This is a genomic window from Lysinibacillus sp. G4S2 (assembly GCF_030348505.1).
Lineage (GTDB): Bacteria > Bacillota > Bacilli > Bacillales_A > Planococcaceae > Lysinibacillus.
The window spans coordinates 17,539-33,064 of sequence record NZ_JAUCFJ010000001.1 but is presented as its reverse complement, the minus strand read 5'-3'; the positions used below and the strand labels follow the sequence as shown (position 1 = coordinate 33,064).

Here is a 15,526-nt window from a genome sequence, read left to right as displayed (position 1 = left end):
AGCCCCCTTTATAATTGCAACCCCATTTCTTTCCACCCATTCCTACTTAACCTTGCTGTTTCGTAAGGATCGATTGGTTTAGGGCTATTCACAGTTAAGTTGAAATTGTTTTCTGTATTGTTTTCAGTACGATTTGTTGTGGATGACGTTGTATTACCTGGCATTGAGTTATTCGCTTTCTCGGTTACAGCATTAGATAATCGTCTAGTTGCCCCGGCGACTTTCCCAACCATATCATTGATACCTAGCACAAGTCCTTCACCAATGTTAATACCATATCCTCGCATCACCCTAGATGGACTGTGGATGTCTAAAGCAGACGTAAATGCATCTGAAACAATAGATGCTAGTGATTGTACAGCACTCAATAAATCTCCTTGTTTGGACATCATACCGTAAATTAATCCATTTACAGCAAACTCACCGATGCTTGGCATTTCGTCCATTTCATTTTTTACTTCACCCTTAAGTGAAATCATACTATTGCGCCACTCATTTTGATAGATACGTAGTTGCTCAGCTGTCTTTGTTTTTAATTCATTTATCTGCTTTTCGGTATTTTGTTTAAGTCCTGTAAGCTCTGCTTCAGCTTGAGTACGAGCTAACTCATTCTTTTCCTTCCACAGTGATACATATTGTTGTAACTGTTCATCTGTTAAAGAATTTAATGCTGCAATTTCTGCTCCGGCTTTTGGACCCATATTACGTAATTCAGCAAGAAGCCCATCTTCTATACCTTTGTTAGCCAATTCTGTTATATTCTTTTGCCAATCCTCGAAAGCCGTTACTTGAGACTGCAAAGCCGCTATTAATGCACTTCCGCTTACATCTTTTCGAACAACCTCATCGAATAATCCGGAAAATGAATAAAGCGCATCTCTGCGCTTCTGAAGTGTATCTTCATATTCTTTTGTGAGCTTTTGCTCTTGGGCAATGTAATCAGCGTTAAGCTTTTTCACATTGTCGACATAGGTTTTATTAATTGACTCAGATTCTTTATTGATTTCTCCAGTAACTTTTTGATACATCTTTTGAATTTCGATTTTCTCAGCCGTACCATCCTTAAACAACTTCATCGATTCTTCTAAGATGTGTTTCTCTGTTGCTAATGAGAGCTCATTCGTTGAATCTTTATCAGCAATATATTGCTTAATAACCTTCAAACGTTCGCTAGATGCACTTTCTTCTTTCTTGACCATATCAGACCAAGCTTTTGTGTTGATTTTTTCGAATTTCTTTTGATTCTCTTGATCTAGTTTTAGAAGTTTGTCGTTAGCTTCTTCTTTTAATTTCGCAATACGATTGTTTTCTTCTTTGGTTAATTTTTTCTTTTTAGCTGAAGCTTTAGATTGAATCGCTTGAATGTCACTTGCTAATTTCTTTTCAATTTCTTTCTTTTTAGCTGCGGATTCGTTTTGAATCGCTGTACGTTCTTTTTCGGCTTTATTTGCAATATCCGTTACAGCTGCTTGATTATCTTTCGTAGCATCAATTAAAAGTTGGCTAAGTTCCTTCATAGCACTTTCGTTGCGTCCATAGGTAGATTCAATACCTTGCGCTAGACCTTCGCCTGTCCACATACCAACTTCAGCCATAACACGAGACGGAGAATGTATTCCTAAAATATCCTTAGCCCAGTCAGGAATAAGACCTGCTAATTCTTCAACTTTTCTTTTAACACCATTAAACATATCTCCGATACCTTTAATTAGTCCATTAACGATGTCTTTACCAATCTGAATAAGATCTATTTTTTTAAAAAATGCCTCTGCTTCTTTCCACTTTTTTTCAATCGTGGTTTTGACTTCGCCCATCTTCTTCTCAACAGCCGATTTCATTTCTTCAATCTTCTTACCTGGCCAAGCCTTTATTTCGTCCCATATGGTAATCGTATTAGTTTTAATTTCATTCCACGTTTTTGATGCACTATTTTTTATTTCATCCCACTTTTTTGATACGTCATTTTTAAATACTCCCCATTTAGATAAGACTTCACCAGTTTCCCAGTTAACCTGTTCAACATGTTCGCCAGCTTGGGCTTTAGCTTCTGACACAACGTTTTGATGCATTAATTCAGCGTTCTTGATAGTATCATTTTTACCACGTTCAGCTTCTGCGATCATTGCATCTGCTTCTTCTTTGGTAATTGTTTTATCTTCATCACGCATTTTAGTAATTGCTGCAACACGTTGTTTATAAGTTTGTTCTGCATCCTCAATTGTTTTAGTTTTCTGTTCATTAGAATTCTTAACAACATCAGCCGCTTGTTGAGCAGATATTTCACTTGCATTATGTTTAAGAGTTTCGTAAATAACTTTTTGATCTCTCTCTGATTCTGATAGATACTGAATAGCATTATTCTTTAAATCAGCATTAATTTTATCAATTTCTGCGAATTCCTCTTTAGTTACTGCTCTCTTTTCACTAGATGCAGTTTTATATATTTCATTGATACGTGCTTGCCCCTCAGAAACTGCTTGTTCTTGCTCAACATGCTTTTGTTTAGTTTGTTCAAGGATTTCTTGCTCACGTTGTGCTGATAATGCAGATGATTGGTCAAAGTATGAAGTTTGTTCTGTCAACTGTTGTTCATGACGTGATTTCATAGCTTCTAAGACTTGTGTAGTCATTTGGTTGTTCTTTTCGATTAAATCATTTGCTATTTCAGTAGTTAAAGTACCGCCAGACCATTTTAATTGTGTTAAAGCATTTGTAGCACCTGTATTTAATTCCATAAAGCTTCCTACAGCTTTTGCTGTACCTTCTGAAACTTTCGTAGTCCAATCTTCTACCTCAATAGACGATTCACTCAATTCTTGAGTTACTGCATATATTCCGACCCCTAATCCCGCTAATGCGGCGACAGTTATACCAATAGGACCTGTTATTACTGCTAAAGTAGAACCTAATATACCCAAGGCGGCTGAACCTCCACCGACTAATCCGACAAATGAACCAATTGCAGGCATTAATGCAGCAAATGCAGCAACTAATGTTCCTAAAACTCCTACAACTGCAACAATCGTTGCTGTAAGTTTAGGATTTTCTGCTATCCAGTCGGCAATTTGTGCAATCATTTCAGCCATATCCGCTAATACAGGAGCAAGTGATTGTTTAATAGAGTTCATTGCTTCTGCCATTCTATATGCTGGATCAGCTTTCAGCTTTTCGGTATCAGCATTAAGAGTCTTCTGCATCTCATCGGTAGATTTTAAATGGTTATCCATATTTGTGAGAGTAGCTACAATGTTATCGCCCTGGTCCTCCCACATTGTACCGAAGAATTTTACACCTAAAGCATTCCGCTTAGATTTATCTTCGATTGTGTCGAGATATTGAGCCATTTCAATCATGGCTTTTGAACCTTCTTTACCACCGTTAGCAACAGCTTTACCCCATGCGTCTAATTGATCTCTCGATAAACCGATATCATCAATAAGGGAAGTCATGGATTTATCCCAACCCTCGGCAAATTCAGCCGCTTTAATACGACCTTCTTTCAATCCATCAAGTAAATTGTCGATATTCCAAGTTCCCGTTTCAACACCAGCTGCCATAATAGCTTGAACTTCTTCAGCTGTATATCCAGCACGTTGTAGTTGCCCGCCGTATTCAGAAATGATGTCTAATTGCTCTGGAGGGAAACCAATCTTTAGTAATTGATTAGTTAATGCTAACGCATCACTTTGAGATATTTTTAACTCTTTACCGATTTCATGTGATTCTTGAATCAACTCTTTAAAGTCAACTTCTTTGTATGCACGACTAACCATTGCCGCACCTTCAATGATCTTTTGGTTAGATTCCATAGAAGCATTTTTATTAAGAGTCATTTGTCTTCTAACACCTTCATAAGCTGCTTCTTCGTCACCAATTGCTGCTGTCACACCATTAATACTATCTCTTACTGCTTCAGCATCTCCGCCTTTAATACCCATTGATATTTCAATATTGGTATTTAAACTCGATACATCTAATGCTTCTTGGATTACAACAGCAATACCTCCACCTGCTACTAATCCAGCTGCAACCCCTTGTAGCTTCTCACCAAAGCCATTTACCGAATCTCCTGCATCATCAGCGGCATTTGCAATTTGAGCAAATTCATTTCTAACTCCTTGTAACCCAGTTGTATGGATATTTTGTAATGCAGTTTGCATCATATCGATATCAGCACCAGCACCTAATGCATGTCTACCCATTATTTGTAGTGCTCTATTAATTTGATCTGTGGAAGCTGTACCTTGGTTAATAGCAGAAGTTAAACGATTGCCTAACACATCAGCGAAATCAGCCACAGTAGTATTAGTTGCTTCAAAGAACGTTTGTAAATCTCTATTAGCATTTCTTAAACTATTATAGTTTTGAGATGTAGCATCCATTTGACCTTGTAATGATCTAAGAGATGCTTCTGTCGTTGCTAATTCACGTTGGAATGCTCGATATTGATCTGCACCAATATCACCATTGGCGAATTGTTGTTCTACCTGTGCTTGTGCCTGCTTTAATGTGTCTAATTTTTGACTTGTATTTTGGATTTGCTCTGCTAAAAGCTGCTGTTTTTGGGCAATTAATTCTGCGTTACCTGGATCTAATTTTAAAGCTCGTTCAACTTCCCTTAACTCACTAGTAACTTTACTACTTTCTTTATTAACATCTTTCAGCGCATCAGTTAATCCAGTTGTATCACCATTTAATTCAATCGTGATTCCTTTTATTCGACTATTTGACATTCGTTTCACCTACCTTTTTGCACAAATAAAAACACCTGCCAAAAGGCAAGTGCTAGAATGAGTCGAAATCTGCTTGCGATGCTTTGCGAGTAGTTTTCTTTTCTTTTTTATTCGGATTTTTCTTTTCTAAATAATCTTCGATATAATCAAGTGTCATGCCAATTGTCATTGTTTCTAAATCATCGTGTTCTAGTCCGCATTCTTTGCATAAATAAAGGTATGTCTCCGTGGATATTGTTTCCCCTGAAGACGTACCCTCACTATCTACTTTTTTTTAGAGCCAATTGTACGTGCGATTAAATCCTGTAAATCTGGCAAAATCTCCATAATCGGAAATGTTTCAAATCCATCTAACCAAGTTAATGGGTCTGGAATTGCGTTGTCTGCTGTTTTTGCAAATACCCATGCAATATCTAGGAATAAATCAAAATCAATTTTACTCATGATTTGCATTGCTTTTTCACTATCCGCTGACTTAATATCTTCCTTCTGCATCGCAAGTCCAAAACTTGATATATCCGCAAAGAAGTCCCGCTGAAACTGCATTTTATAGCGCTTTGTTACAGCGCCACTTGATTTGAATTTAACTGGTTTATCATCGATTGTTAATGTAATTTCCATCTATTTGCCCTCCACAATTCATTAAGGTGTTGGTACTGCTGTAGGTTCAAATACTTTTGTATACCATGCATCGTAAATTTCAGGTGTCGTTGTACCTGTTGTAGCTCGTTTAACAACACCATCTATAGTTGGTGCAGCGATGAATGTTAACTCTTGTGTAGTTGGCTCTGTTGTTTCTGTTTTCGTTTCTCCTGACGTACCAGGACGGCTTACAGTAACGTTATACAATACATGACGTGTTGCCTTTACATCACCATCAAATTCAAACATTAATGCAATTGTTTTAGGCTTTGAATTTGCTGTTTCAGTAAGAACCCCTGTAGTTTCATCTAATTGATCTCCAATTACATCTGTACGGAACTTCAGAGGTAATTCTGCAGCTTCATATGTGCCTTCATATCCGTTATTTACTGTTGTTGCATAATAAACACGATCATCCGCATAAAACTCTGATGTTTCGCCTCGTGGTTCCAGACTTAAAGAAACGGCACCAGGATAACGTTCTGGTGTTCCATATGTTAATTTTCCATCTGCTCCTTCTGCAGCTACTGCGTAATGAACATTCTTTAAACCATAACGTACTTTATTTTCTGCCATCTAAATGACCTCCTAATTAATTAAAGTTATTGAAAATGTGCATTTAAAAACTCCCTCGTCTTTGATGAAAATCTCATCATAGCCCCAAGGGAGTTCGTTTTCTTTTAACATATCTTCGATTTTTTTCTCTGCAGCCAAATCTTTATTGGCTACATATAGTTCAATATCTACATAAGTGATTTTTGATAAAACTGTATTATCAGCACTGAATGTATCGCCATCCGCAATGAGGTAGCAGATGAAGGGAGGCACTTGTACGCTCTTGAAATGTGAATACGCAACTGGATAACCAAGTGCCTTTAATTTTTGAGCAAGTTCAGATAATGTCACCCTCTAATCGCCTCCTCTACACCTTGGACAAATTCATTGATCATTTCTTGCTCTACAGGTGCTATGTGGACAACAGCTGGAATTCGACCACCACCTACTTTTGCATGCCCTTTTTCAAGCAGATGTGTGAGTTGATAATGAATATTGTGGACGACCCATTGATTACCCACTTTTTTAGCTCGCCAACCTTTAGCATAACGATGTGTTGCACCAACAGGAGAACGAGCTTTAAGTTGCTGTGCGCCTTCTTTAGCAACTTTTTCAGCAACCTTTTCTATATCTTCACCAACACCATGAGCATAGTTTGCTAGAGCTCGATTTATTTCAGCAGCAAGATCATTGATATTTGTTGCCATATTAAGACTGCCCCTCCACAACGATAGTGACAGTAATGTTCATATCATCATCGTTGACAGCGCTTTTCACATCATAAACAATGCCTTTTTGCACCACTTCAAAAGTTGTATGTTCACTATCGATAAATTCATCTAATGATTTCGCATACTTCACTACATATCGTTTCTCGACTTTTGTTTGCTCTCTTCCGGCTCCCATTATTTCACTACCTTTTAGCGTTTTAATCATGGCCCAATAGCGTCCGTAGTACTCAAACGTTTCGATTTCTTGTAGCAATTCATCTGTAGTAATAGTGCGTTTACGAATTAAAATACGATGTCGATACAAGCCAGAATGATTATTTTCGTTGTACTTAAACTTTTTCATCGACTTCACTACTTTCAAGTGCTTTCGCAATACTAAGGTTGTTAATTTGAGTTAGAAAGTTGTTGTGGAAGTATTCAAGCGCATCGTTATAAACATAGCGAGAACGCTCGAATACAAGCTCTTTAAAGACTTCGTGAGTATTTATATCATAATCACCGCAAATGCGCTGTAAATCATCGTGTGACGCTTTTAAAATACGCTTCAAATTGTCGTCTTCATCATCACCAAGCTTCATACGGTCTTTAAATTCAGATAAAAGTTCTGGTGTGATTTCATTCATTTAACTCACCTACTTTTCTTTTGGTGTTTCATTTTTCTTAATAAAAACCTGGCCGTATAAGTTATTTGTGGACGACAATACTTTAATTCGTGCAGCTGTTTGTTTGCTAGCGTCAGGTGCTGGGAAAATGTCACCCTCACGATAAAACCGACCGTCTTTATCCTTGAAATCTAGGACTACTTTATACACTGTTATCCCTCCTCAAAACGGAAACCCCTTAAAATTAAGGAGTTACCGGTAATTTGTAAATCGCTGCCACTTTGTTATCACGCGGCTTACCAAAGGCAAATGTTTTCGCAATGTGTAAATTGCAATCTTCCATAGCTAATGTCTCTTTGTATTCCTTAACCTCAATACCACCACCACGGTACGCATCGTAACGATCACTAACGAATGCAACTAACTCACCTTTTGTAGCAAATTCTGATTCAATAAGAATGAAATTGTAAGGAAGTTTTGTAATGTAATCACCTAGTGAATTTTGAATAGTAAAGTCACCTTTTAAATCCCAAGCATCAGCAGGGTTAATCACTAGTGCAACTTTTCCACTAACGTTTAAAGGTTTACCATTTTCTTTCTCTGATAATTCTTTACCGATTCCAGCGAATTCTTTGATGATTGTTTTTGGGTCAGCTAATGTTAATGTTCCTGCTACCGCTTTTTTTGCATGTCCATTAGTTGGATCTACTGCTGCTACTAAATCACGAATTAAACCAATTGGTTCTTCTTTTGTTGGACCAGCACCGTTGATAATTGCATTTTCTAATGCTACTGCATATGTTTCGGTAATTTGAGTTTGAACATAAGCAGCAACCCATTTAGGACCGAATTTCTCAAGGTCTTTAGGCAATACAACAAATGCAGTTAATTTAGATTGAGCGATTTTTTCTTGCTTGAATGCAGCATTTAATTGACCTTTGATTTCTCCGAAGATTGGACCCCATACAGCTGCACCTTCGTATTCCGATGTGATTGCAGTTAATGTGATTGTTCCTAAGTTGCGGAAATTGATTACAGATAATAATGGGTGATCACTTGTTAAATCCTCGTAAATACGTTCTTCAATCGTATACGGGAGAACAATTTCGTCTTGGAAACCATCAGATACAACAACATTGAAGAATTTTGTTTCTTCTGCAGTCATTACATCTGCTCCACGATTCGATAGAATCACTTGATCCATCGTGTTGTTAGCTACTTCGTTTGTAATTTGAGTTGTTAAAGAATTCACTAATGCATCTTGCATATTCACCCAAGCTTCTTCTACTTGCTCTGGTGTCGATTCTTCGTTTTTCACAACAGCAGCATAATTTAATTTTGCTTCCTCGTAAGTTTCAGTGTGATTGTTTAATTTAATAACCATTTATGATTACCTCCAAATTTTTGTATTAAAAAAGGAACCCTTTACGCTTGTTAGTCGGCTGTACTGGCTCTGGCGTTGGTTCCTGATTTTGTTGATTTTTTAATTGTTGAATTTCATTTTGCAAGTTAGCATTCTGCGCTTTTAAATTCGATAGCTCCTCTTTTGAGTTGCCCTCCACAGTTGATGAGGTAGAAGAAGTGGCGAATCCAACTTCGATAGCTTTAGACGCTCCAAACCATGTTTCAGCGTCTACCTTCTGACGAATTTCTTCTCGTTTTACAGTTGCTTTTGTCATGTAAATATCGATGATACCTTCTTCAAGCTCTTCTAATAAATCAGCTTCACTTCGGAAATCACCTTTTGCACCCCAAACGCCACTAGAAGCCTCATGAATCATAATCATGGCACCAAGGCCCATAATTAATTCATCCGCTGCCATAGCGATTACTGATGCTGCTGAACATGCCCAGCCATCAACATGAATTGTAATCTTAGCACCTGTTTCATTTTTGTAGTTCATTAGACGATTATAAATTGCAATACCATCAAATGCGCTACCACCTGGAGAATTTAATCGGATAACAAGATTGTTTGAACCTGCTTCTTTTAATGCATTGTCTACATCCATTGCTGAGGTCCATTTTTCATTCCACCATGATTCACCGATAACACCGTAAATAGTAAGTTCAGATGTTTTTGCTTCTTCATCATGTTTTACAGCAAAATTGTGAGGAACGCTCTTTAATTCATCATCGAATTGAGTGTTTTTGTAATTAAACAGTCGTTTCACCTTCATTATTATTCTCACCTCCCTTCGAGTGCTCTGCTTCCGCATAGTTCTTAGTAATATAATGTTTGTCCATTGCCGGGTCATCAGATGGCTCTAAATTCAAGAACTCCACTCGCCCTTCGTTTGGTGTAATAGCTCCACTTGCAATGCCTTTATCAACTTTATCAAGTCGTTCCAACGGATCGTCGATAACAATGCCGTACACTTTAATTTTGCGCCCATTTTGATAATCCTTCTTTTCGATTGTCTTGTTGTTCAATTCATCAGAAATTTTCTTAAGAAACGGACCATAACAAAACTTGTCATAAGCTTTTAAAGCAGTTTCGTACTCAGACATATCACCGCGAACTAAAGCGACTGGTAAACCTAAAAGTTGAGCTACATGCTCAACCGCTTTGTCAGATATTTTTGTAATATCTTCGATGGAACGACCACCGTTTGTACCATCTGTAATTTCCTCATAATCGAAACCTTTCAGTTTTGGCACGATTGCAAACACTTTCGTTTTGAAGGCATTAAACATTTTATTGATGAAACTTCCTAATTCAGCTAGGTTTTCATCATCAAGACTTTGATTTGCGTCGATACTAGCTGTTGCACGAATTTGATTTGAAAACATCGATGTTTGAATCATTCGGCTGAATAATTCAGTGTAATCTGCAAATAGCCCCTTCATGAATTTTGTTAATTTTTCATTGTTATAAGTAATGTAAATAACTTCATTCATTTTAAAGGTGCGTTGGAACGTAAATTCCTTTACTGTTACATTAGAAAATGTATCAGGTAGTACAGCGTACTCTTTACGAGTGAATGAATCAGCAATTAACAAATCCCCGTTATCACTCACTACCACCAACACTTCATTATTGTGGATGGCACGATAAGCAAAGTCTTGCCAGAATTCCGCTGCCGATTGGTCTGTATTTGGTCTAACGTTAAGTGAATAATCCCAATTATCATAAACGCGTTTGTTATTTTGGGAAATACGAAATGTAGCCATTGCAACTGTGCGAGCAATAAAACCAATGCAAACCTCTAAAGCCATAGTTTTCAGGTAAGCACGTTGTTCAACTTCTAAGCCCTCAAAATTAAATTCATACGACGACTTTAAGTTTTGATTACGTTGAAAGATGTTTGATAAAAACCCCATTTTAAATGTCTCACCTCCTTTTGTACGCCTTCCACAATTGAGAATATAGACGTTAGAAATTAATCGAATTCAATGCTTTCAATGTTGTTCTGACATCAAAATCTTCTAAATCGCGAGTAGCCCATACACCATAAAGGAACATCATGAAACCGTCTGTCTTACGTTTAACAGCTTCCTTTTTGCGATAAAGCTTATTTCCTTTGCTATCGATGACAACTAATACATTGTTCGTATTCCATCGTAGTACTGGATTATCACCAAAAATTACTCTGCCTTCATCAAATGCTAATTCGATCTTTGGTGCCAACAAAGCACTTGCTGCATCTGGATTGCGAATCGTTTCTACTTCAAATCCTTCAGCTTCAAAAAGTGGTCGTAATATTTCCATCCGGAAGTTGTCGCCCACAATTTTTTTTATATTCCAACCTTCGTTACGGCGTTCAACAAACCAATTCACTACTATATACGGATCCATAGCTTCTTTATCGAGCACAGTTAATAGACCATCATTCTCCCATTCACGAATTGGCGCGAATTTACGATGGTCTTTCTTATTGTTATTTTCTGCTTTTGTTTGGCTATAACCATAATGCTTGTCAGCAAACGGCTTACAAACAAACTCCTGAAATAATTCACGTGGAATGATATAGTTATTGTCCTTAAAGAAAAGTAATCCACACGCTACGAAATCGCGAATAGACGCATAATCCACTGCGCCAATGCATTCACGATTCTTAAGTTCTTCAAGGTTATATTTTTGATCAGTTGCTTCGATTTTCTCCCAAGACGTAACACTTTTCTCTAAATCGACTTTTGGTAAATTCATACGCTTTGTAACAAATTCTTCGTAACCACTCGGGTCATGCTCTAGTTTTTTGTACTGTTGCATGACTGTTTTGAATAGTGTTTTCGCATATTCGGACAATGGTGGATGGAATTGTGAATTTGCTTTTTGCCACATATTCGGGTCATGCATTTCGGCTTCATCATCTAAGCAGCACATGAATGGAAATAAACCGTCATCTCGAATACTTACGTTCCCATCTAGGATATTGTCAGCACGTTCATTTAACTTATCCATGAAACCATCACGAACATAACCATCAGACCCAACATAAAAGATACGTGGATTTTTAACTTTACCTAAACCAGATGTAAATACATTTACTGTTGAGGCATCTTCATATTGATGAATTTCCTCAAAGATTACACAGCCATCACGTAAACCATCTTTTGTATTCGCGTTAGATGTATGGTATTGGAAAACCGATTTCGTATCATACGATTCTATCAATGCTTTTTTATGGTCAAAATATTGTTTGAGCGAATCGTCCTGATCAATCTTGTTATAAACTTCCGTAAATGACATTTTCGCTTGTTTTTCACTATTAGCAACAACTGAAACATTGTAATAAGGAATGTCGTGTAAATCGCTAATAAAGTAATTTGCTAGTGAAGAAATACGACCTGTTTTACCACCGCCACGCCCCTCGTAATCTAAATGCTCGTTAAAAACTAGCGAGCCGTCGTTATAATACAAGAAAATGAAGCACGTTTTAAATTTTTGCGCCAACGTCAACGGGAAGTAATATTTCTCTGTAAAGGCTATGTAACTTTCAATTTGCTTTGCATCGAAATACATATCATCAGCCGGATAGATTTCACGCTCAATTAATTCCATCAGTTTAATTCGTCGTTTATTTAAAATGATTTTTCCATCACGCAATTGTTGGATATAATCATCAACATATTTATAACTAATCATATTAAACCACCGCGTTTGTTCTTGCCCCCCACAGAGGATGAGGGTGAAGGGACTGGAATATCAGCCTTCAATTTGAATATCATAGACTTTTCAAGTGCAATGATTTGAGCGTTAAATTTAGCAATATCATTCATACAAGGATGACTTTTCGTAAATTCTTGCTTACCATTTATGATTTTAATGCTTGGTCCTTCATCCTTAACCTTGGCACGACAATCTTGCACTATTTCAATTAGATCACAATAACGCTCTACCTTTTCTACTTCCTTCAAGTCAGCTGTATCAATCTTACTTAACAGCTGCTCACGTAATGCTTCGACATCGACTTTTCTCATGTAACCCCTCCCCCCTTACCCCTCTAATGTGAAGGCGTATTTTTGAATATTTTTAGACAAACGACCCCATCACCGGTGCCCACGATTTAAAAAATCGCAAAACTTTTTGACCCGGGGGGTATTACCACTTTTCATCGTCTCTCCACTTGTTTGGCTTGCTGAATACTCGACCATGAATACGGTTATGGCAATCAACACAAAGTGTTTCGAGATTGTTAATGTCGAGTGCTAAGTCTGGATGATCTTCTAACTCTTTAATGTGATGCACGACTAATTGAATCTTCTTTCGTGTGCCATCATTGTTTAGTTCGTTAATGTCATCGATTCTAACAAGACCATTACGTTTGCATTCCTGACATTCATTGTTGTCGCGTTTCTTTACTTCAGCACGAATATGTTTCCAATCACCACTGTCATAGAACTTTCGCTTTTGCTCGAGTGATTTGTATTCTTGCATGATGTTAGTCGCTGCCTTCTAATCGATTAGGAAACTCTTCTTCACTTATCTTTAATCCACACTCTGAACAGCGCATAGTTTCGTAAGTAGTTTTAGAAGAGTACAATGTATGTGTTTCTGTTTTAATACAACCACACCTATCACAAGGTTCTGTATTATCAATAGCATCTAACTCATCGGCTAATGCTCCTACATGTTTTTCAATCGCTCTTAACTTTAATTGCATCTTGTCTGTGTTCATATCAACTGAAATGGATAATGATTTACTTGGCTTTTCATTTCGGCTTTTGTGTAATTCTGTATAAGTTGGAAGTGAGTAATGTTCATCCATCGTAACTTCCTTAACATTCACTAAGCCATTACATTCAACACAACGAGCGCCATCAGTAACCTTAAACATTTGATGGTTAGGATTTTTCATACAACAATTAGCTAAGTATTTCTTAGATGTTACTGGTCTATCGGGTTTGATAGTTACATTTGATTTATCCATTGTTCATCCCTCCAACGTTTTGTGAACTATAGCTGCACGAATAGTTGATGTATCCTCATCGATATATCGAACTACGAAGTTATGTTGCCCATTCGATTCTGCATTAGATGTTGCGTAGTTATATTCAAGACCTATGATTCCTTTTATCTTCTTGCCATTAAGTGTTATCTTTGGTGGTTCATTAGCCGAACTCATTTTGATTACGATTTCGTTTGCCATTTATTCGCCCTCCACAATTTATATTTACATATCTGGTTCAACATGCACCAGACATCTCAAGGCATAATAAAAAGCCGCACCTTGTTAGATACGACCTTTCACACTTGTTTTTAAAGTGCACGTACAAGCAACGTGCTATTATGCAATGCATTGTTTTATTAGCGCATTTCCGTGCGCTTTTGAAAATTATCACAATATCAATTTAACATGGTTTATAGCGTAATTCGCTATATGCCACAATTACGTTTTTATTTGTTGTTTTGTGTGAACATTATCTTTTGATAATCTCTCACTAAATCATAAGATTGTTGCTCTGTGAAACCTTGCTTCTTCAAGTTTTGTTTATATTCCCATAGCAACGGAGAAACATCTCGTAGCATGGCTTGCATTTGTTCTATTGCTTGTATTATGTGCATCATACCCACCCCAATCTTCTAGCTGTTTCATCAATCAACGCATTCCGTTTACGTAATACTCGCTGTACTGACATATATAATGCATCACCGATATGCTGCCACTCGTAACACTCTAATTTATCCCGATAGCGCATATCAACAATTGTTTTCTGGTCATGATCTAATTTCTCGTACATATTCTCAATGGTTGAAACAATACGACTTAAATTTTGATACAGTGTATCTTCTGCAAGAATCATAGCTTTTCGCCCTGTTGTATCAGATGTGTTATTACTACGACCACCGCCAATGTTTGTATCTGTTTCTTTATGAGGATTAAGTAACTCCCATTCACGAAACTGTAATAGTTTTTTATATTCATTAAGATTAATCCAATAATCTTCAAGTTTTTGTATATCATTTCTTGATAGTTTGCTCATATACCCTCCACAGTTGAAGATATGGTTTTATAACTACTTACAATCCGAAATAGTCATTCGTCCAAGGTTCAACATTTATAATTTCGTTTTTAATGAGCTCGGCAAATTCCGCGATTTCATGTTGTGCACCATTGCCATTTTTACGCTTGTTGTAAAATTCTAACCATGACCGCAAGTTTCCGCTTGTGACTAAATTACAAGTTGTTGCGTTTGGTAATACTGCTCGTGCATCTTCTTGTGGAATGCCTAATGCTATTAATTCGTCATACGCACACTGGATTTCATGCATCAAACCTTCGAATATTTCGTTGGCTTCAACAGTCTTATTCCACTCTTTTGTATATTTTTCTTCGTCATAATTTTTAAATCTTTCGTGTTTATAGTCCAAAATTTCAGGCACAACATAATCAAACCCACCACTACGACTGTCACTACTAAGCTTGTTATATCTTTGTGATTGAACGCTAAATGATAGTTGGCGATGTCTTGTTAATTGAGCGAGTAATGCACGTGATACGCCTTCCACAGTAAATGTAAAGTTGATATGCTCCATAGTGGATGTGTGTCCACTTTTAACGATGTGATTAAATAATCGTTTTCCTTCTTGGCCTTTATCACCGAAATATTTTTCTGATTCCGTTTCTAATACTTCTAATGCCGTTTTATGTGAGTAGCATTGTCGTATAGCTGCTAGTGCAATTACTTGTCCACTTGTCGGGTCATCTTCCCAGCAACACTCTTCTAATCCTTTCATGAATAAATTACTAGTTATTTTATCCACTAATTGCGTGTGTCCTAATAAAATTACTTTCATTTTTTGCATGTGCAGCACCTA

At 37.1% G+C, this 15,526-nt stretch carries 19 protein-coding genes; all 19 read right to left on the bottom strand.

Annotated elements, in window-relative coordinates; genetic code table 11:
• Window positions 1-8: 8 nt before the first annotated feature.
• The 19 genes from QUF91_RS00255 to thyX all read right to left on the bottom strand — a co-directional run bounded on the left by QUF91_RS00255 (window position 9) and on the right by thyX (window position 15,514).
• Complete coding sequence (locus QUF91_RS00255; protein WP_289416416.1) at window positions 9-4,733, bottom strand: hypothetical protein; 4,725 nt, start codon at window positions 4,731-4,733, stop codon at window positions 9-11.
• Window positions 4,734-4,997: 264 nt separating this feature from the next.
• Window positions 4,998-5,354, bottom strand: a complete 357-nt coding sequence (locus tag QUF91_RS00245; protein ID WP_289416415.1) for a hypothetical protein — start codon at window positions 5,352-5,354, stop codon at window positions 4,998-5,000.
• 21 nt (window positions 5,355-5,375) lie between these two features.
• Window positions 5,376-5,951, bottom strand: a complete 576-nt coding sequence (locus QUF91_RS00240) for a major tail protein (protein WP_289416414.1) — start codon at window positions 5,949-5,951, stop codon at window positions 5,376-5,378.
• A 12-nt stretch (window positions 5,952-5,963) separates the two neighbouring features.
• Window positions 5,964-6,281 (bottom strand): hypothetical protein, encoded by a 318-nt coding sequence (locus QUF91_RS00235; protein ID WP_289416412.1) that lies wholly within the window; start codon window positions 6,279-6,281, stop codon window positions 5,964-5,966.
• Window positions 6,278-6,637 (bottom strand): HK97 gp10 family phage protein, encoded by a 360-nt coding sequence (locus QUF91_RS00230; RefSeq protein WP_289416411.1) that lies wholly within the window; start codon window positions 6,635-6,637, stop codon window positions 6,278-6,280. The genes QUF91_RS00235 and QUF91_RS00230 overlap by 4 nt, the downstream gene beginning before the upstream one ends.
• Before the next feature lies 1 nt (window position 6,638).
• The gene (locus QUF91_RS00225) at window positions 6,639-7,004 is read right to left on the bottom strand and encodes a phage head closure protein (RefSeq protein WP_289416409.1); all 366 of its coding nucleotides are present in this window, start codon (window positions 7,002-7,004) and stop codon (window positions 6,639-6,641) included.
• On the bottom strand, window positions 6,991-7,284 hold the full coding sequence (locus QUF91_RS00220) for a hypothetical protein (protein ID WP_289416408.1): 294 nt from the start codon (window positions 7,282-7,284) through the stop codon (window positions 6,991-6,993). Before QUF91_RS00220 ends, QUF91_RS00225 begins: the two co-directional genes overlap by 14 nt.
• A gap of 9 nt (window positions 7,285-7,293) precedes the next feature.
• Window positions 7,294-7,473, bottom strand: a complete 180-nt coding sequence (locus QUF91_RS00215; protein ID WP_289416406.1) for a termination factor Rho — start codon at window positions 7,471-7,473, stop codon at window positions 7,294-7,296.
• A 34-nt stretch (window positions 7,474-7,507) separates the two neighbouring features.
• Window positions 7,508-8,647, bottom strand: a complete 1,140-nt coding sequence (locus QUF91_RS00210; protein ID WP_289416405.1) for a phage major capsid protein — start codon at window positions 8,645-8,647, stop codon at window positions 7,508-7,510.
• Between the two features lie 25 nt (window positions 8,648-8,672).
• Window positions 8,673-9,443: a head maturation protease, ClpP-related gene (locus QUF91_RS00205; RefSeq protein ID WP_289416403.1), complete on the bottom strand. Its 771-nt coding sequence runs from the start codon at window positions 9,441-9,443 to the stop codon at window positions 8,673-8,675.
• Complete coding sequence (locus tag QUF91_RS00200; RefSeq protein ID WP_289416401.1) at window positions 9,421-10,587, bottom strand: phage portal protein; 1,167 nt, start codon at window positions 10,585-10,587, stop codon at window positions 9,421-9,423. Before QUF91_RS00200 ends, QUF91_RS00205 begins: the two co-directional genes overlap by 23 nt.
• Window positions 10,588-10,639: 52 nt before the next feature.
• Window positions 10,640-12,352, bottom strand: coding sequence for a terminase TerL endonuclease subunit (locus QUF91_RS00195; protein ID WP_289416400.1), 1,713 nt, complete (start codon window positions 12,350-12,352; stop codon window positions 10,640-10,642).
• Window positions 12,349-12,687, bottom strand: a complete 339-nt coding sequence (locus tag QUF91_RS00190) for a P27 family phage terminase small subunit (protein ID WP_289416398.1) — start codon at window positions 12,685-12,687, stop codon at window positions 12,349-12,351. Before QUF91_RS00190 ends, QUF91_RS00195 begins: the two co-directional genes overlap by 4 nt.
• A gap of 121 nt (window positions 12,688-12,808) precedes the next feature.
• Entirely contained in the window at window positions 12,809-13,144 is a 336-nt protein-coding gene (locus QUF91_RS00185; protein WP_289416397.1) for an HNH endonuclease, read from the bottom strand.
• A 4-nt stretch (window positions 13,145-13,148) separates the two neighbouring features.
• Window positions 13,149-13,637 carry a hypothetical protein gene (locus tag QUF91_RS00180; protein ID WP_289416396.1) on the bottom strand — a complete coding sequence of 163 codons (489 nt, stop codon included), beginning with the start codon at window positions 13,635-13,637 and terminating at the stop codon, window positions 13,149-13,151.
• 3 nt (window positions 13,638-13,640) lie between these two features.
• Entirely contained in the window at window positions 13,641-13,856 is a 216-nt protein-coding gene (locus QUF91_RS00175) for a hypothetical protein (RefSeq protein WP_289416395.1), read from the bottom strand.
• 248 nt (window positions 13,857-14,104) lie between these two features.
• Entirely contained in the window at window positions 14,105-14,272 is a 168-nt protein-coding gene (locus QUF91_RS00170; RefSeq protein ID WP_289416394.1) for a hypothetical protein, read from the bottom strand.
• Window positions 14,272-14,691 carry a transcriptional regulator gene (locus QUF91_RS00165; RefSeq protein ID WP_289416393.1) on the bottom strand — a complete coding sequence of 140 codons (420 nt, stop codon included), beginning with the start codon at window positions 14,689-14,691 and terminating at the stop codon, window positions 14,272-14,274. The genes QUF91_RS00170 and QUF91_RS00165 overlap by 1 nt, the downstream gene beginning before the upstream one ends.
• Before the next feature lie 37 nt (window positions 14,692-14,728).
• Window positions 14,729-15,514, bottom strand: a complete 786-nt coding sequence (thyX, locus tag QUF91_RS00160) for an FAD-dependent thymidylate synthase (RefSeq protein ID WP_353957830.1) — start codon at window positions 15,512-15,514, stop codon at window positions 14,729-14,731.
• Between the last annotated feature and the right edge of the window lie 12 nt (window positions 15,515-15,526).